This is a genomic window from Candidatus Phytoplasma fraxini (assembly GCF_038024965.1).
Taxonomy (GTDB): Bacteria; Bacillota_I; Bacilli_A; order Acholeplasmatales; family Acholeplasmataceae; genus Phytoplasma; species Phytoplasma fraxini.
In genome coordinates, this window is sequence record NZ_CP146843.1 from 139,856 (window position 1) to 157,532 (window position 17,677).

At 22.0% G+C, this 17,677-nt stretch carries 18 protein-coding genes; 1 reads left to right on the forward strand and 17 read right to left on the reverse strand.

Features of this window, described 5'->3' with window-relative positions; genetic code table 11:
* Positions 1–387: 387 nt before the first annotated feature.
* From AADV48_RS00830 to AADV48_RS00910, 17 genes are all read right to left on the reverse strand, one after another.
* The gene (locus AADV48_RS00830; protein WP_341266713.1) at positions 388–939 is read right to left on the reverse strand and encodes an L-threonylcarbamoyladenylate synthase; all 552 of its coding nucleotides are present in this window, start codon (positions 937–939) and stop codon (positions 388–390) included.
* A 2-nt stretch (positions 940–941) separates the two neighbouring features.
* The gene (locus tag AADV48_RS00835; protein WP_341266714.1) at positions 942–2,015 is read right to left on the reverse strand and encodes a peptide chain release factor 1; all 1,074 of its coding nucleotides are present in this window, start codon (positions 2,013–2,015) and stop codon (positions 942–944) included.
* Positions 2,016–2,065: 50 nt separating this feature from the next.
* A complete protein-coding gene (gene dnaB / locus AADV48_RS00840; protein ID WP_341266715.1) occupies positions 2,066–3,415 on the reverse strand; it encodes a replicative DNA helicase in 1,350 nt (449 codons plus the stop codon).
* A gap of 66 nt (positions 3,416–3,481) precedes the next feature.
* Positions 3,482–3,937, reverse strand: coding sequence for a 50S ribosomal protein L9 (rplI, locus tag AADV48_RS00845; protein ID WP_341266716.1), 456 nt, complete (start codon positions 3,935–3,937; stop codon positions 3,482–3,484).
* A gap of 197 nt (positions 3,938–4,134) precedes the next feature.
* Positions 4,135–4,356, reverse strand: coding sequence for a 30S ribosomal protein S18 (rpsR, locus tag AADV48_RS00850; protein WP_341266717.1), 222 nt, complete (start codon positions 4,354–4,356; stop codon positions 4,135–4,137).
* Between the two features lie 40 nt (positions 4,357–4,396).
* Entirely contained in the window at positions 4,397–4,840 is a 444-nt protein-coding gene (locus AADV48_RS00855; RefSeq protein ID WP_341266718.1) for a single-stranded DNA-binding protein, read from the reverse strand.
* An 8-nt stretch (positions 4,841–4,848) separates the two neighbouring features.
* On the reverse strand, positions 4,849–5,130 hold the full coding sequence (gene rpsF, locus AADV48_RS00860; RefSeq protein ID WP_341266719.1) for a 30S ribosomal protein S6: 282 nt from the start codon (positions 5,128–5,130) through the stop codon (positions 4,849–4,851).
* A 165-nt stretch (positions 5,131–5,295) separates the two neighbouring features.
* Positions 5,296–6,210: a rhodanese-related sulfurtransferase gene (locus AADV48_RS00865; RefSeq protein ID WP_341266720.1), complete on the reverse strand. Its 915-nt coding sequence runs from the start codon at positions 6,208–6,210 to the stop codon at positions 5,296–5,298.
* 2,859 nt (positions 6,211–9,069) lie between these two features.
* Positions 9,070–9,765 (reverse strand): hypothetical protein, encoded by a 696-nt coding sequence (locus AADV48_RS00870; protein ID WP_341266721.1) that lies wholly within the window; start codon positions 9,763–9,765, stop codon positions 9,070–9,072.
* 786 nt (positions 9,766–10,551) lie between these two features.
* On the reverse strand, positions 10,552–11,442 hold the full coding sequence (locus AADV48_RS00875) for a hypothetical protein (protein ID WP_341266722.1): 891 nt from the start codon (positions 11,440–11,442) through the stop codon (positions 10,552–10,554).
* The gene (locus AADV48_RS00880; protein WP_341266447.1) at positions 11,399–11,884 is read right to left on the reverse strand and encodes an ATP-binding protein; all 486 of its coding nucleotides are present in this window, start codon (positions 11,882–11,884) and stop codon (positions 11,399–11,401) included. Before AADV48_RS00880 ends, AADV48_RS00875 begins: the two co-directional genes overlap by 44 nt.
* Before the next feature lie 298 nt (positions 11,885–12,182).
* Positions 12,183–12,827, reverse strand: coding sequence for a hypothetical protein (locus AADV48_RS00885; protein WP_341266723.1), 645 nt, complete (start codon positions 12,825–12,827; stop codon positions 12,183–12,185).
* A gap of 33 nt (positions 12,828–12,860) precedes the next feature.
* Positions 12,861–13,550 (reverse strand): ATP-binding protein, encoded by a 690-nt coding sequence (locus AADV48_RS00890; protein WP_341266724.1) that lies wholly within the window; start codon positions 13,548–13,550, stop codon positions 12,861–12,863.
* Positions 13,498–13,992: a hypothetical protein gene (locus AADV48_RS00895; RefSeq protein ID WP_341266725.1), complete on the reverse strand. Its 495-nt coding sequence runs from the start codon at positions 13,990–13,992 to the stop codon at positions 13,498–13,500. Before AADV48_RS00895 ends, AADV48_RS00890 begins: the two co-directional genes overlap by 53 nt.
* Positions 13,993–13,994: 2 nt before the next feature.
* The gene (locus AADV48_RS00900; RefSeq protein WP_341266726.1) at positions 13,995–14,996 is read right to left on the reverse strand and encodes a hypothetical protein; all 1,002 of its coding nucleotides are present in this window, start codon (positions 14,994–14,996) and stop codon (positions 13,995–13,997) included.
* Positions 14,983–15,726 carry a restriction endonuclease subunit S gene (locus tag AADV48_RS00905; protein WP_341266727.1) on the reverse strand — a complete coding sequence of 248 codons (744 nt, stop codon included), beginning with the start codon at positions 15,724–15,726 and terminating at the stop codon, positions 14,983–14,985. The genes AADV48_RS00900 and AADV48_RS00905 overlap by 14 nt, the downstream gene beginning before the upstream one ends.
* 86 nt (positions 15,727–15,812) lie before the next feature.
* Complete coding sequence (locus AADV48_RS00910) at positions 15,813–16,763, reverse strand: site-specific integrase (protein WP_341266728.1); 951 nt, start codon at positions 16,761–16,763, stop codon at positions 15,813–15,815.
* A gap of 304 nt (positions 16,764–17,067) precedes the next feature.
* Between AADV48_RS00910 and AADV48_RS00915 the strand changes: the two genes are divergently transcribed.
* Complete coding sequence (locus tag AADV48_RS00915) at positions 17,068–17,478, forward strand: N-6 DNA methylase (protein WP_341266858.1); 411 nt, start codon at positions 17,068–17,070, stop codon at positions 17,476–17,478.
* Positions 17,479–17,677: the final 199 nt, after the last annotated feature.

Below are 17,677 nucleotides of genomic sequence, written 5' to 3' on the forward strand. Positions count from 1 at the left end.
CTCTACTTTGGAAACAAGTTAATTTACTTTTTTTCTTAATCTTAATTAAGATTAAGAAAAATATTATTAAAAAATAACTTTTAATTAATGAAAATTAAATATAACTGAATTTGTTTGATTTGTATTATAACATATTTTATAAAAATAAAATTATTTATAATAATAAAATATTTTTATTTTTATAAAATATGTTGAATATTGTTTCTTCGAACTCGACAATAAATTAAAATAATGGTTTTGTTATTAGCCTTTTTAAATATTTTTTATGTTCCATTTTTGTTTAATGATTAGGTTAAATTGTTTCTTTAAAAAAAAGATATTATCCTTTTGTAAAGAAAAAAACTATAAATAACAGAAAAAATTCTAAAAAAAATTCAAATTAAATAATTAATTTAGAATTTTTTTTATTTGGGATAAAGAAATATCACCTTCTCTAAGGATTGTCCATTGAGACAAAGTAGTATCAAGAATAGTAGAATTTACATTAGATATAAAGTTATTATTAAGATAAATATAATCTACTTTATTTTGATATTGTTTTTTAATCTCTAAATAATCATTTAGAGGTGGTTCACCGCTTTTATTCACAGAAGTTGTTTTTAAAGGACCTGTATTTCGTAAAATTTCTAAAGCAAGAGGATGATTAGGAATTCTAATTCCAATTGTTTTTTCTTTTGTTAGATTGAAATATTTTTTATGAGTAAACACGATAATAGTTAAAGGACCAGGCCAAAAAAAAAGAGCTAATTTTTGAATTTTATTATCTATTAAAGCTATTTCTTTTATTTGTTTTAAATCAGAAAATAAAACACTTATTGGTTTATTAGGATCTCTATTTTTAATTTGATAAATTTTTGTTAAACCTTTGTAATTATAAATAGAACATCCTAAACCATAAACTGTATCTGTTGGAAAAATAATAATTTGGTGTGAATGCATAATTATATTTTGATTTTTTCTTCTAATTGTTTTTGATTAAATTCATTAATTAAAGGTTTTAAGATTAAATCTATTTCACCTTCCATAAAAAAATCTAATTTTTGTAAAGTTAAATTAATACGGTGATCGGTAATTCTATTTTGAGAATAATTATAAGTTCTTATTTTAGCGCTACGATCTCCTTTACCAATTAATTTTTTTTTAATATTGTTTTGTTGTTGTTTTTGTTCATGATTTATTTTATCAAAAATTTTATTTTTTAATAACTGAAAAGCTTTTTCTTTATTTTGATGCTGGCTTTTAGCAATTTGACAAGCGACACTGTCGCCAGTAGGTAAATAAGTCAAACGAACTGCTGATTTAGTAGTATTGACTGATTGACCACCAGGACCACTAGAATTAAAGGTATCTATTCTAATATCGTTCCAATTTAAATTTATTGTTTTTTCTTCTGTATTAGAGGAAACTAAAATTTTTATTGTAGAAGTATGAATTCTTCCTCTTTTTTCTGTTTCAGGAACTCTTTGAACTCTGTGTATTCCTGATTCATATTGTAAACAAGAGTAGACATTATCCCCATATATTATTATTTCGACACAAAAAATACCATTTTTATTACCAGGAATTAAATTAATAACGTCTACTTTCCATTTTTTATTTTCAGCATATTTCACATAAGCGCGAAATAAGTCAGCTACAAAAAGATTGGATTCATTTCCACCAGCAGCTGCTTTAATTTCCATAATAATGCTTTTGTCATTTTTTGTTTCTTTGTCTAATAATATTTTTTGTAAATGCTCTAATTTTTCTTTTATTCTAATATCTAATATTTTTTGTTCTTCTTGGAATAAAATATTTAATTCTTTTTCCTTTTGCATATTATTTTGTGAAATTATATGTTTAATTTTGTCGTTTTCTTCTACTAATTCAAGATATTCATTGTAAATAGAAATAATTTTTTTTAATTCATTTATTTGTTTCAAAAGTTCGATATTATTCAAATTATTAGCGTCTTTTGTTAATTTTTTTTGTAAAATTAAATATTTTTCTTTCATTAACTTAAGTTGCTTTAACATTTCTATTATATCTCCTGTATGAAATCCAAAATAAATAAATTTTAATAATTTTAATCTATTGCCTTAAACGAAAGACAACTTAAATTAAAATGAAATTTTTTTATTCCTACTGAACCTTGCCTATTTTTAGAAATAATTAATTCAGTATATCCTAAATCTGATAATTGATTTTGCAATTCTTTATTATAATAATTTGGTCGATATAAAAACATAACAATATCAGCGTCTTGTTCAATACTTCCAGAATCTCTTAAATCAGATAAAATAGGTCTTTTATCTTCTCTTTTTTCAACTTCACGTGATAATTGCGATAAAGCAAGAACAGGAATTTTTAATTCTCTAGCCATTTGTTTTAAACTTTTAGAAATATCAGCAATTTCTTCTTGACGATTATAAAAAGATTTCGAATTAGGTCTATGTGATTTCCCTATTAATTGTAAATAATCAATAATAACAAAATCTAATTTATTTTGATTTTTCATTTTACGACATTGCGCTCTAATATCTAAAATATTAGCGCTAGCAGAATCATTAAAAAAGATATTTAAATTTTGTAAATTTGTAGTACTTGCTAATTGTAATAAATTTTTTTCTTCTTCATTTAAAAAACCTAATTGAATTTTTTTATGTGAAATTTGAGTTTCAGAACTTAACATTCTGGAACCTAATTGTTCGTTTGACATTTCCAAACTAAAAATAATAATATTAGCTTTATTATTTCTTTTCGCTATATTTATCGCAAGATTAGACATGAAAGTACTTTTTCCCATTGAAGGCCTTGCTGCTAAAATAATTAATTCTTCTGGTTTCAAACCTAAAGTTATATCGTCTAAATTAGTAAAACCAGTACTTAAACCGATAATTTTGTTTTCTGCTTTATTATAGATAGTTTTATGTATTATATCTTTTAATAAAATTTTGATATCGATAAGATTACTAGTTTTCTTTTTTTTAGATATTTGAAAAATTTTTTCTTCAGTAATATCTAAAAAATTTTTAAAATCGATATCATGATTACTAATACCTTCATTATAAATTTCTGATGCAGTAGTTATTATTTCTCTTTTAAGAGAAGCATCAAGAATAAAATCGATATAAGTATCTAAATGATAAATAGAAGGAATATTGTTAGTTAATTGTAATAAATATTTTTTGCCATCAGCTAATTTTTGTTTTTGTTTTTCTAAAATATTAAACACTGATAAATAATCAATATCTTTGTTTTCTTTAAATAAAGTTTTCATAGCTTCGTAAATATATTGATGTTCAATATTAAAAAAATCTTCTGTTTCTAACTTATCCATTAAAACTAAAATTTTTTTAGGATCTAAAAAAATGATACCTAAAATAGATTGTTCTAATTCTAAAAAAAAAGGTAATTTTATATTTTTTTCATTCATTTATATCTAACTATTTCACTTTAAGAATTTTATAAAATAATTCAAATAATATTTTTTATATAATTTTTATTTTGCTGCATCTTTAATGTTTATAAAAAAAGAAGCGATAATATCTTTTGTTAAAATTACTTTGGCTTTATATGTTCCTAATGAATTAATTTTTTTGTCTACAATAACTTTTTTTTTATTAATCAATATATTGTGTTTTATATGAAATTCATCTATTATTTGTTGTGAAGTTATTTTCCCATACATTTTACCAGTAGGACCAAAATTCGACATTATATCTATTTGTTTATTATCTATATCTTTTTTTAACTGTTGCATTAATAAATTATTTTTTTTGTTCTCTTCTTCTTGTAACATTTGTTCTGTTTGAATTTTTTGAATATTATTTTTAATAGCTAAAAATGCTTTTTTTTCTTTAATTAAAAAATTACCATAACCAGAATTTATTTTAATGATGTCGTATTTTTTACCTTTATTCGGGATATCTTCTAATAAAATAATTTTCATATTCATCGAACTTTCTTTATATTTTTAAAAAATATATTGATTTATTTGAATTATTATAAGATCTTTTTAGATATTTAAGATTTTATTTTTTTGGGTTGTAAATAACAATCATAATTATTCATTATTTTGTTAATAATTAAATAATTATGATTGTTATTTTTATCTTTTAATTATTTTACTTTTTATTAATTTATATTTTCTTCTTATTTAATTATTGCCATAATACGCGCTAATTTTATAGCTTTAGATAAACGTTTTTGCCATTTAACTGTATTTTTATTAAATCTACTTGGTAAAATTTTACCCCTATCAGTAATAAATTTGCTTAGTAGTTTTTCATCTTTGAAATCAATTCTATCGAATTTGTTTTCAGTAAAAAAACAAACTTTTCTACGTTTTTTAAAAAATTTTTTTGTTTTTTGCATTGTTTTATTCCTTATATTTAAAAATTATATTAAAAAAGCTTTAAAAAGGTAAATCTTCTTCATTTCCGATCATTAATTGATCATTAGCTTTATTTTCATTGGTATTTTGATTTGTTTCATTTTGATTTCGGATATCAATATATTCATTATCATTTTTTAAATTATTTTTTTTAGAATCTAGAAATTGAATATTTTCGCAACTTACTTCTGTCCAAAATTTTTTTTGATTATTATCTTCGTAATTACTAATTCTAATACTTCCTTCAACTCCTAAAAGTGAACCTTTAACAACATATTTAGCTAAGTTTTCTGCGTTTTTGTTCCAAACCGAACAATTAATAAAATCAGCTTCTTTAACTCCAGCTTTATTAGTAAATTTCCTGTTTACTGCTAAAACAAATTTAACTAATGGAATATCTCCATTAATAAAAATTAATTCAGGATCTTTAGTAATACGTCCTACTAAAATGACTTTATTTATCATATTATTATTTAATCTCTTCTACATATGACGTGTCTAATAATTTCTTCTCTAATATTCATTACACGATTAAATTCTTTAACCATATCATTATTGGCTTCTACTAAAAAACCACTATAAAAACCTTGGTTAAATTTTTTAATAGGATAAGCTAATGTTTTTAATTCTGGTTTAGAGTATTCTAAAATTTTTCCTTCATTTTCAAAAATATTGCTAATATTTTTGTTGATCTCATCGATTTCTTTTTCGTTTAAAGTAGGTTTTAGAATATATAATATTTCATATTGTCTCATATTTTATAATAATTCTCCTTATAAGTTTTTTAAAAAAATATTAAAAATTTTTTAAAATTTTTAAATAAAATAAATTTTACAAACGAATTCTATTTTATATAGAATAATATTATTATACTAAATTTTAAAAATTTAATTTATATATTGTTTATAATTTAAATAATTTTAATTTTTATTTTTTAATAAATAACGATTATTTTCATTTTTACTGCAACTTTCAGAACAACTACCTAAATATTTTTTTTCGTTTTCTTCATTACATAAAATTTGTTTGTTACAACTTGGATTACCACAATTAATATATCTTTCACATGGAGTTTGATTAAAAAAATCTTTACCAACTATAATATGTTCTGTTTGATTCACTTTATCAGCTATTCTTTGATCAAAAACATAAACTTTACCGTCAAATAATTTACCTTTTGTTTCTGGATCTTGACTATAATTGATAATACCACCTTTTAACTGATATACTTCATTGATTTGTTTTGAACGCAATAAAATAGATGCTTTTTCACAACGAACACCGCCAGTACAATAAGTTAAAATTTTTTTATTTTTTAAAAAAGATAAGTTTTTATCTAACCATTCAGGAAAATCACGAAAATTACTTATTTTAGGGTTAATAGAGTTACGAAAATGTCCTAAATCATATTCATAATCATTTCTAACATCTAAAACGACAACATCTTTTTCTTTTAACATTTGAAAAAATTTTTTAGGTTCTAAATAATTATTTGAATTATATTCTGGAAAAATATCTTTTTTTAATTTTAGTGCTACTATTTCTTTTCTTACTTTGACAGATAATTTTGAGAAAACATGTTTATAATAAGTGGATATTTTGAAATCAATATTTTCAAAACCTTTTGTTTTTTTTAAATACTTTATATATTCTAAAATACTTTCTTTTGAACCTGATAAAGTACCATTAATTCCTTCAGAAGAAACGATAATTCTACCTAAAAGATTTAATTTGGAACAATATTTTATTTGTAAATTTTTAAAATGTTTAGGTTCTTCGATGTGAATATATTTATAATATAAAATAATTAAATAAAGTTCTTTTTCATTAGACATTATAAACACACAAATCCTTTTTTTAAATAAATGAAAATTAATACAAATTAAATATTAAATTAATTTAAGAATACAAAATTCTTTTTATAATTGAGAAAATACATTTTTTTATATATCATTATTATAATATAAAAAATAAAAAAACTAAATTATTTTAAGAATGAATTTATATTTTTGATATTTTAGTTAAATATAATATCGCTTATAAAATAGGAAAAATATATAAATGCCTGAAAAATATATTGTTTTATAAAAAAAATTATTTCTAATATTTTGATAAAAAAATTTGTAATATGTATAAAAAAACTTATATCTGATGTATTTTTGCTTATATTTTGTGTTTGAATTGATGTTGATTCAAAAATGTTTTTTATTTTTTCTGTTTTATTGATGAAATGTTTGTAGTTATATGCAAATTTATCTTTATTTTCAATATTATCTTTTAAAGTTGTTATTTCTTTATCTTTGTGTTGAATAGTATTTTTGGAAGTTGTTATTTCTGCATTTTTATTTTCGATATTATCTTTTAAAGTTGTTATTTCTGCATTTTTATTTTCAATATTATTTTTTAAAGTTTTTATTTCTTTATCTTTGTGTTGAATAGTATTTTTGGAAGTTGTTATTTCTGCATTTTTATTTTCAATATTATTTTTTAAAGTTTTTATTTCTTTATCTTTGTGTTGAATAGTATTTTTGGAAGTTGTTATTTCTGCATTTTTATTTTCAATATTATCTTTTAAAGTTGTTATTTCTGCATTTTTATTTTCAATATTATCTTTTAAAGTTGTTATTTCTGCATTTTTATTTTCAATATTATCTTTTAAAGTTGTTATTTCTGCATTTTTATTTTCGATATTATCTTTTAAAGTTTTTATTTCTTTATCTTTGTGTTGAATAGTATTTTTGGAAGTTGTTATTTCTGCATTTTTATTTTCAATATTATTTTTTAAAGTTTTTATTTCTTTATCTTTGTGTTGAATAGTATTTTTGGAAGTTGTTATTTCTGCATTTTTATTTTCAATATTATCTTTTAAAGTTTTTATTTCTTTATCTTTGTGTTGAATAGTATTTTTGGAAGTTGTTATTTCTGCATTTTTATTTTCAATATTATCTTTTAAAGTTTTTATTTCTTTATCTTTGTGTTGAATAGTATTTTTGGAAGTTGTTATTTCTGTATTTTTATTTTCAATATTATCTTTTAAAGTTGTTATTTCTGCATTTTTATTTTCAATATTATCTTTTAAAGTTGTTATTTCTGCATTTTTATTTTCAATATTATCTTTTAAAGTTGTTATTTCTGCATTTTTATTTTCGATATTATCTTTTAAAGTTTTTATTTCTTTATCTTTGTGTTGAATAGTATTTTTGGAAGTTGTTATTTCTGCATTTTTATTTTCGATATTATCTTTTAAAGTTTTTATTTCTTTATCTTTGTGTTGAATAGTATTTTTGGAAGTTGTTATTTCTGCATTTTTATTTTCGATATTATCTTTTAAAGTTTTTATTTCTTTATCTTTGTGTTGAATAGTATTTTTGGAAGTTGTTATTTCTGCATTTTTATTTTCAATATTATCTTTTAAAGTTGTTATTTCTGCATTTTTATTTTCAATATTATCTTTTAAAGTTGTTATTTCTGCATTTTTATTTTCGATATTATCTTTTAAAGTTTTTATTTCTTTATCTTTGTGTTGAATAGTATTTTTGGAAGTTGTTATTTCTGCATTTTTATTTTCAATATTATTTTTTAAAGTTTTTATTTCTTTATCTTTGTGTTGAATAGTATTTTTGGAAGTTGTTATTTCTGCATTTTTATTTTCAATATTATCTTTTAAAGTTGTTATTTCTTTATCTTTGTGTTGAATAGTATTTTTGGAAGTTGTTATTTCTGCATTTTTATTTTCAATATTATCTTTTAAAGTTGTTATTTCTGCATTTTTATTTTCAATATTATCTTTTAAAGTTTTTATTTCTTTATCTTTGTGTTGAATAGTATTTTTGGAAGTTGTTATTTCTGCATTTTTATTTTCAATATTATTTTTTAAAGTTTTTATTTCTTTATCTTTGTGTTGAATAGTATTTTTGGAAGTTGTTATTTCTGCATTTTTATTTTCAATATTATTTTTTAAAGTTTTTATTTCTTTATCTTTGTGTTGAATAGTATTTTTGGAAGTTGTTATTTCTGCATTTTTATTTTCAATATTATTTTTTAAAGTTTTTATTTCTGCATTTTTATTTTCAATATTATCTTTTAAAGTTGTTATTTCTGCATTTTTATTTTCAATATTATCTTTTAAAGTTGTTATTTCTGCATTTTTATTTTCAATATTATCTTTTAAAGTTTTTATTTCTTTATCTTTGTGTTGAATAGTATTTTTGGAAGTTGTTATTTCTGCATTTTTATTTTCAATATTATCTTTTAAAGTTGTTATTTCTTTATCTTTGTGTTGAATAGTATTTTTGGAAGTTGTTATTTCTGCATTTTTATTTTCGATATTATCTTTTAAAGTTTTTATTTCTTTATCTTTGTGTTGAATAGTATTTTTGGAAGTTGTTATTTCTGCATTTTTATTTTCGATATTATCTTTTAAAGTTTTTATTTCTTTATCTTTGTGTTGAATAGTATTTTTGGAAGTTGTTATTTCTGCATTTTTATTTTCAATATTATCTTTTAAAGTTTTTATTTCTTTATCTTTGTGTTGAATAGTATTTTTGGAAGTTGTTATTTCTGCATTTTTATTTTCAATATTATCTTTTAAAGTTTTTATTTCTTTATCTTTGTGTTGAATAGTATTTTTGGAAGTTGTTATTTCTGCATTTTTATTTTCAATATTATCTTTTAAAGTTTTTATTTCTTTATTTTTATTTTGATATTATTTTTAAAGTTGTTATTTCTGCATTTTTATTTTCAATATTATCTTTTAAAGTTTTTATTTCTTTATCTTTGTGTTGAATAGTATTTTTGGAAGTTGTTATTTCTGCATTTTTATTTTCGATATTATCTTTTAAAGTTTTTATTTCTTTATCTTTGTGTTGAATAGTATTTTTGGAAGTTGTTATTTCTGCATTTTTATTTTCGATATTATCTTTTAAAGTTTTTATTTCTTTATCTTTGTGTTGAATAGTATTTTTGGAAGTTGTTATTTCTGCATTTTTATTTTCGATATTATCTTTTAAAGTTTTTATTTCTTTATCTTTGTGTTGAATAGTATTTTTGGAAGTTGTTATTTCTGCATTTTTATTTTCGATATTATCTTTTAAAGTTTTTATTTCTGCATTTTTATTTTCAATATTATCTTTTAAAGTTTTTATTTCTTTATCTTTTGAAAATAATAAATTTGAATATTTTTTTGCTTTTTCATTTATTTTATATAATTTTTGATGTTTTAAATTTAAAGCTGTTAAAAGTTTAGAAGTTAATAAAATTGAATCTTCTTCTACTTTTCCATCTAATTCTTCTTTAAATATATTATATTGTTCTGGCGGCGTTATTATTTCTGATGTTAATATTTGTTGTGTGTTTATTAATATTTTTTTATTAAATATACAATTGGACATAAATATGTATAAAATAAATAAAAAAAGAAACATTATACTAAAACAAAAATAAATTTTTGTATTTTTATTTGATTTATATGTCATTTTTTTATAAACTATTTTTATTGAATTAAAAATTTATTCATATTTTAATAAAAAAAATAATTTATAATTACTTTCTAAATTAAAAATACTAAATTATTCAAAAACAAATTACAAAATAAACAATTGTGTTTGGTTCAAATTATTTTATTATTTTGTATAATTTATTTCTTAAATCTTTTTAGTATTTTTAAAATTTTTATTATTGATTTTTAATTTTTTTATAATTTATTTTTAATTTTTTTATAATTTATTTTTAATTTTTTTATAATTTTATATTATGAATTGGAATTTGATTTTTATGATAAATAAAAAAATAATTTTATTCATTATTTGAATATTTTAAATTTAAAACTTTTTTAATATTTTTTTGTGTATTTTTAAAATAAATATAAATATATATTTATATTTATGAATTTAATTATTTTAATCAAAAAAACCATTTAATCAATTAAATTATAACATAAATATATTGTTTTTTAATTATTTATTCAATATTAATTACAAAAAAATTAATAAATAATTTGACTTTATAACGGTTACGTTTTTAAGAACATTCCATAATTTATTTATTTTTTTGTTTTATTAGGCGTGAGATACGTCTTTATAAAAAAGATATCAAACTAGGTCGGAAAACTAGAAAAAATAATGCAAATAAAAGAAAAAGCACTTAACATGAGTTATTTAAATAAATATAATTATATATTATGCGGACAAGCTTTCAATTGGATTCCCATAATAGCTGAAAGAGTAATTATAATCCGTTAAGCCCAATCTGTTAAAATCATATCCAGCATTTTTTAAATCTTTTGTTTTATAATTATTGTTTTTAAAATCCTTTATAGAATAACCAGATGTTTGTAAAGCTTCTGTTTTATATCCAGCATTATATATAGCTTTCAAATCATATCCTTTTTTTGTTAAATATGTTAAATCATATCCAGCATCTTTTAAAGTTTTCAAATCATATCCAGCTTCTTGTATTTGTTTAAGTTCATAATCAGCATTCATTATTTCATTAAGTGTAAATCCAGCTTTTTTTAATTCAGCAGCAGTAAAGCCAGCTTCTTTTAAAGCAACAATTTTCTTATTGTTTAAATCATGACCGCCAAAGCCTGAATCTAAAAACGCTTTTAAATCAAAACCACTGTCTTTTATTTCTTTCATAGGGAAACCAATATGTCTCAATTCCCAAGGAGTATAACTATCTTCTTTAAAAGATAATAAGGTTTTGCTTTCGGATTTTAAAACTTTACCTTTATTAATTTTCATTTCTAATTTATATAAATTTAATTCAGTTTTTCCCGAAGCTTCAATTAAAGCTTTTTCTAAATGTTTATCATCCATCAAATAAGCTTTTTCTTTAAAAGCATACATAGACGCATTATCTAAAATTTGAATCATTTGGCGTTGTGATTGATGTTTTGGATGATGATTTAAAGCAGAAGCCATTAATTCTATTATTGGAGCAGTTTTTAAATTATTCGTTTTCGGATATTTCTTAGCAACAATAAATTTTAAAAATTGTAATCTTGCTTCTTCATCTAAATAATCAACTCTTAAATAGATAATTAATACGGTTTTTAATCGCTTCATTAATTTTGTCATAATGATTAGTCACTCTAATAAAGAAAATAGGTGTATCAGAATTATTTTTTACTGATGTTAACTCTTCTTTAAAAGCATTAACAACATTGATTATTTCTACGGATTCCTGAACGGTATCCATTTCAGCCAAGGCCATTTCACATTCATCAATAAAGACAATACAAGGTGCTAATTCTCTCGCTTTCTTAAATAATTCTCTTGCTTTTTGGACTGTATCACCACGATAATGAGAGCTGAAAGAAGAACCCCCAACTTGAATGAAAGGAAAATTAGTTTCTTCCGCTAAACCTTGGGCCAAAACTGTTTTCCCAGTCTCAGGTTCTCCATATAATAAAACTCCAGTCGGCGCTTTAAAACCGTATTCTTTCGCTTTTTGTGGATTAGTTAAAAAATCTTTAAATCTAGTTAAAGTTTCTTTTTCTTTTTCCATGCCAAATAATTGTTGTAAATTTAAAAGTTGTTGATTATTAGAACTATCATAAATCTCTAATTCTAATAAGGGTCTCGCCTCTTCTTGTTGTTTTGTTAATTTAGCTTTTTCAAATCTAAAATTTCTTGATGTGTTTTTAAACCTTCTTGATGTTCTTTATAATCATATATACGAATGATTAAAGTAAGATATACCAGCGATTAAACTAGATGCCCCTAACAAAACCATAATCGCTATAAAACCTGTATAAGAACGCATTTTATTATTATCAATCATTATTTATAAAATCCTTTCTAAATTATTCAAGTGTAATTAATTCACTATTAACGGCGTATTGCAGATGATTTTTATTACTTTCGATAGCTTCTTGAATAACATTATCTGCTTTCATTTTTTCATAATCAATTGTATAATCAATATATAATGTTAATTTTTTGGAAGTCGCAGGTTGACTTGTTGTACCATGGATTAAGACATCATCACTACGATCCCATCTAAAATTACGGCCAATATATTTATGTTCTTCTTTGCCGTCTAATTGTGCTTTAATAGCTTTTTCAACTTTCACACGTACTTGATTTTCAGAATAAACTCTTGAATCTAAAAAAACATTATAAACACAAGTAATTTTATTATTTTTTAAAATAGGAATCTCTGTGCTTAAATAAGTTTTGGGCGTAATCCATTCAACCTCTTTTTTAGTATCTTTTTGTAATGATTCAGCAGCATTATTGGAAACTTTAACTACTTTTAAAAAACCTTTTATTTCTTCTTCGCTTGGTAAAGGTACTTGGCGACCAACTGGAATATCGAAATTTTCTTTTATTTCAGTTTTATATGTTAAAAAACGATGCGCTAATAAACCACCAATACTTAAAAGAGCTAATAAAATCATTATTGTTTTGAATGATATTATTTTTTTAGTTTTATTATTTATTGACATTTTTTCTTTTTCCTTTATAATTTCTTTTTTTAATTAAGTTTTAAATTCTTCAATATAAGCTTCTAGTACTCGATCTAAATCTTGAATTATAATTTTGTTTTCTTCTGTGTCGGGTTTTTCGTAATGTCTTTTAATCGCATTTGAAGCAGCTTTTTTGAATAAAGATAATAATTGCCTGGTATTTTGTAAAGCAGGATAAGCTTCTAATTTATCAGCGATAACATTTAAATGTTCTTTGGCCTCCGGAGTTATTTTAGCTTCTCGTCCTAATTGGTCTTGTTTGAAAATATGTTCTGCGGCGTAAGTAGTTAAAAATGTTTTTCTAGCTTTTAAATCAAAAGGCTTCACTAAAACTTTATAATCGAAACGTGATAAAATAGCATTGTCTACATCTTCTAAATGATTAGTTGTTCCGACGAATAAAATAGGACTCTCAGGATTGAATTTTAAACTTGTTAATTGATTTTTAAATTTAGTAACCACATTTTTAGTCGCTTGATTTTCAGCTGTCTTTAAATTATGCATGGGTATTTCGCACTCATCAATACAAACAATCACTGGCGCGAATTTCTTAGCAAAATAAAACAAAGCATCTACCATTTCGATAGCTTCTTTTTGATTAAATTTTTGAAATAAAGTACCGTCTAATTCTATATAAGAATAGCCAGCCTCAGCAGCACAAGCACGCGCTAAAGTTGTTTTCCCTGTCCTCAGGCACTCCATGAAAAATAACTCCTGTTAGAGGGGGAAAACCATAATCTTTTAAAGCGCTTGGAGTTTTCACGCCCTGCATAAAATAATCTAAAGCGGCTTTTTCTTTTTCTAAACCGATTAATTGATGAAATCTTTTTTGATGTTTCATTTGTTCTAAATTATAAATATCGAATTCTTCTATATATTTAAAAGGGTCAAAAGGCAATTCATCATCTACTTTATTTCCTTTTAATTTATCTGTTAATAATTGTTTTTTATTTTGAGGTTGAGATAATTCTAATGGCTTTTCTTTAACTTCTTGAGTTGCAAAAGAAGGCATCAAAAACTTTGAATAACGAGAACATAAAAATAGGATTCCCAAAGCGCATCCCATCCAACCTAATAAACCCATCATTAATAACCACAAATTACTTTTAAAATGTGATGTTGGGGATTGTTGATTTAATTTCAAAATTAATCAACCTTTCTAATAGGACTGATATTCTTTTGTAAATAATATGCTTTATGATAAAGATCGATTTTAGTTAATTTATTTTGCAAGTATACTTCATGAATATTTCTATAAATAATTATTGTATCATAATTATCGTAATTTTTTTGATGGAAGTAGACATTTGTTTTCGTATCTATCAGAACACCTTGTGGATTAAAAGTGTCTTGTTTGATAATATTACCCGTACCATCCTCCCATATTTTATATTTATTATAAGAAATTGAGACTTCTTGGGGTGTATCATAAGCCATCTGAGTTGAGTTCCCTTTATAAACGTCATAATCAAATTTGATAAAAGTTGAACTGTCTTGAAAAGGTTTTCTTTGTACTTCTAATAAGTACTGGTTATAACTAAGGAATGCCCATTCCAAAGGGTCCGCTTCTCTCATTTCAAACGATAATACTGATGGTTTTGTAAACCACCGACCACCAAATGCTAGTCTTGTTAGATAATATGTAATACCAGACAGACGAGTGCCTGAATGACAATTATAACCAGTTAAATTGGTAGTCCAATCATTTTTACTATCATCCCAACCCCGCAAATCATATAATTCGCGCGTCATTTGCCCACTACCACTTTTTGTCTCAGCTTTGTTCCAAAAATCATAAAAAGAATAATAAATGTCCTTCCGAAATAGTAATGTCCCACTAGGAATGCGACGTTCTTTTTTAATAATTTGTTTTGTTATACCGTCAACATTCTTTATAACACAATTTTTTAACTGTTCTTTTAAAATGACTTGATAAATGTCTTGCGGTTCGGGATTAGTTTGTTGATAAATGTTATCATAATATAATTCATATGTTCTTTGCGGATTATGTAGAGGTATTATGAATGTTTCTTGAATTTGATAATTAAAAAAACGAAAATGATAACCTAAAATACCAGTCATGAAGAATAAACAAGTAATTAAAACTATAATATAAATATATTTAATCTTGTTTTTATTGCATACCATAAGATGATAAATCCATCCTTTTAATATTTAAATTAATATCTTTTTTAAAATTTTCGTTATCTTTTTTTTGTTTTTTTAAATCTTTAATAATTTGTTGCAACTTAGCTATTTCTTGCTGATTATTTTTTTCTTTATTATTTGTTTGCTCTGAGTTATCATCCCAAAATATAGATAATTGTATATTAATCTTTTCATCTATTAAAGAAAAGAAAGTAGTTATTTTGTTTTGTTCATTTAAACAAGGTAATAAAATTTTGATATTATTTTTAAAATCAATGGGTCGAATAACAGGATAAGTAGTTCCTGTACATAAACTAATAACTTTTTTATTTATTTTATTAGTATGAAGAAAGTAATATATAAAAAAAAGTGAATTATTAAGGACTCTAATTTGAATAAAACCAGTTGAAGCTACATATTCTTGTCCATCTTGTTCTCGAAATAACAGATTATTTTGTTGATAAGGTCTTACTTTCGCGGAATAATATGTCTTGTTGTTGTAAAACGTTTTTAGCAGATTTAGGTGTATTTTGAATTGTTGTTTTTTATAGTTAATAATTTGGCCTTTTTTAACAGAAGCTAAATCTAAATAAATAAATTTATAATCAGGTTTTTTAGTTGGTGGATTGATATCCGCTATTTCTTCTAATCTAACTTCTTTCCATTCATCTATGAATCCTTTAAATCTTAAAATAGGTTTTTTTGTATTTATATTTTTTGTAAAAATCATATCCTCATATCCGTTCTTTTATTATATGTTCTTTATTTTTAATATAATTTAATTATAATGCATAAAACTTCATAAATAACTTTTTTTTATATAAATAAACGATTCATTTGTTCAATGCCTTTTTTCTTTTGTTTCAAATCTGGATGGACATATAAATCTAATGTAGTTTTAATATCCGAGTGTCCTAATAAAGCACTGACTGTCTTATAATCTGTTTTAGCTTCAATCATCCGAGTAGCAAACGTATGTCTTAAAGAATGAAAATTAATAGGTTTTAGATTTAATAAATGCATAATAAAAATATAATGTTCTCGATATGTTCGCGGCTCAATAGGTTTTATATCATTAGATAAAATAAAATTAGAAGATAATTTATTTTTTTTAAAAGTTCTTAAAATCATTAATAATTGATTCGATAAAGGAATTTCTCTAAAAGAACTTTGAGATTTAACAGGACCAATAACTACTATTGTTTTTTTATAATGTTGTTTATTAGGAATATTATTCTCATCTAAATAAGTAATTCTTTGGACTGTTCTTTGAACTTCTATAAAACCATTTTCAAAATCTATATCACTCCATTTTAAACCACATATTTCTCCAATTCTTAATCCTGTTTGTAAAGTCATTAAAAGACCTAAATTTTTAAAATTAATATTTTTAATTAAATAATTAATAATTTTCTTTTGTTGTTTAATATTTAAAATGTTTAATTTTTTACTAATATTATTTTTAGGATATTTTATTTCATCCCAAATAAGATTAGGCCATGCATAATTTTTATAACCAAAATGAATAATCATTTTTAAAACAAGCATAAATCTCTTAATAGTACTTATTTTTAATCCTATGTCAACAAGTTCAAAAATATATTGTTGAACTTGTTTTTCAGTAATTTCAGAAGCATAATTAAACTTTTTAATTAAATGACCTTGAATAGTATGATAATAAGTAGCGATAGTTGTTTTTTTTAATTCTTTTTTTCTTTCTTTAAGCCATTCTGAAGATACAAAAGCAAATTTTTTTGTTAATAACATTAATACATCCTTTTTAATCAAAATTAAATGAAAGTAAAATTATATAAATAAAAACTAATTACATTCATATTTCATTTATATTATAAATACAAAAAAACCTATTTTAAGATTTAAAGGATTCATAGATGAATGGAAAGAAGTTAGATTAGAAGAAATAGCGGATATATAAAGAGGAAAAGGTGTTATTAAAAAAGATTTATCGACTTCCATAAATAAACATAATAAATATTATGTTGTCTCAGACGGCAATAAACCTTTAGGTTATTATCATAGTTATAAGTTTCATCGAATATTATTACTATTCATTGGGTTTCCTTCTGATTTGTTTTATGGGACCTCTATTTCTACTTGTATTTTGATTTTTAAAAAATGTCGTCGTCTTGAAGATAAAGATCATATTTTATTTATTAATGCTTCTGATAAATTTGAAACAGATAAAAAACAAAATATTTTATCAAATGAACATATTGGCGAAATCTTAGAAACATATATTAATAAAAAAGAAAAAAATGGTTATTCTACTTTAATATCTTTAGACAAAATTAAAAACAATGATTATAGTTTGAATATTTCTAACTATGTTTCAGAAACAATAATAGAAGAATCAATTTCATTAGATAAATTATTAGAAAATATCGAAACTAAGAAACAACGAATAAAAGATATAGATAAAGAATTAGATGTTTTTTTGAAAGAATTAAATATCATAAAATAATTTTGTAATTGAAATTTCTAAATTAATTGATAAATTAATGTAATTTTAAATTTTGTAAATAATAATTATTTTTTTATTTTAGATCAAAATTTGGGTAAAATGAGGTATTCATAAACTTGAAACACTTTTTTATTTTTTTAAAATCTTGCTATTCTCCAAAAGTTTAGACATTTTTTATTTTTTAAAAATTTTTTAAGAC

Excerpts from the sequence above, each read along its gene's own strand:
- AADV48_RS00875 (WP_341266722.1), bottom strand. The coding sequence starts at position 11,442 with ATGAAGCGATTAAAAACCGTATTAATTATCTATTTAAGAGTTGATTAT.
- AADV48_RS00855 (WP_341266718.1), bottom strand. The coding sequence starts at position 4,840 with ATGATAAATAAAGTCATTTTAGTAGGACGTATTACTAAAGATCCTGAA.
- rpsR (WP_341266717.1), bottom strand. The coding sequence starts at position 4,356 with ATGCAAAAAACAAAAAAATTTTTTAAAAAACGTAGAAAAGTTTGTTTT.
- rpsF (WP_341266719.1), bottom strand. The coding sequence starts at position 5,130 with ATGAGACAATATGAAATATTATATATTCTAAAACCTACTTTAAACGAA.
- AADV48_RS00900 (WP_341266726.1), bottom strand. The coding sequence starts at position 14,996 with ATGGTATGCAATAAAAACAAGATTAAATATATTTATATTATAGTTTTA.
- AADV48_RS00830 (WP_341266713.1), bottom strand. The coding sequence starts at position 939 with ATGCATTCACACCAAATTATTATTTTTCCAACAGATACAGTTTATGGT.
- AADV48_RS00880 (WP_341266447.1), bottom strand. The coding sequence starts at position 11,884 with ATGGAAAAAGAAAAAGAAACTTTAACTAGATTTAAAGATTTTTTAACT.
- AADV48_RS00835 (WP_341266714.1), bottom strand. The coding sequence starts at position 2,015 with ATGTTAAAGCAACTTAAGTTAATGAAAGAAAAATATTTAATTTTACAA.
- dnaB (WP_341266715.1), bottom strand. The coding sequence starts at position 3,415 with ATGAATGAAAAAAATATAAAATTACCTTTTTTTTTAGAATTAGAACAA.
- rplI (WP_341266716.1), bottom strand. The coding sequence starts at position 3,937 with ATGAATATGAAAATTATTTTATTAGAAGATATCCCGAATAAAGGTAAA.
- AADV48_RS00865 (WP_341266720.1), bottom strand. The coding sequence starts at position 6,210 with ATGTCTAATGAAAAAGAACTTTATTTAATTATTTTATATTATAAATAT.
- AADV48_RS00885 (WP_341266723.1), bottom strand. The coding sequence starts at position 12,827 with ATGTCAATAAATAATAAAACTAAAAAAATAATATCATTCAAAACAATA.
- AADV48_RS00870 (WP_341266721.1), bottom strand. The coding sequence starts at position 9,765 with ATGTCCAATTGTATATTTAATAAAAAAATATTAATAAACACACAACAA.
- AADV48_RS00890 (WP_341266724.1), bottom strand. The coding sequence starts at position 13,550 with ATGGAGTGCCTGAGGACAGGGAAAACAACTTTAGCGCGTGCTTGTGCT.
- AADV48_RS00910 (WP_341266728.1), bottom strand. The coding sequence starts at position 16,763 with ATGTTATTAACAAAAAAATTTGCTTTTGTATCTTCAGAATGGCTTAAA.
- AADV48_RS00905 (WP_341266727.1), bottom strand. The coding sequence starts at position 15,726 with ATGATTTTTACAAAAAATATAAATACAAAAAAACCTATTTTAAGATTT.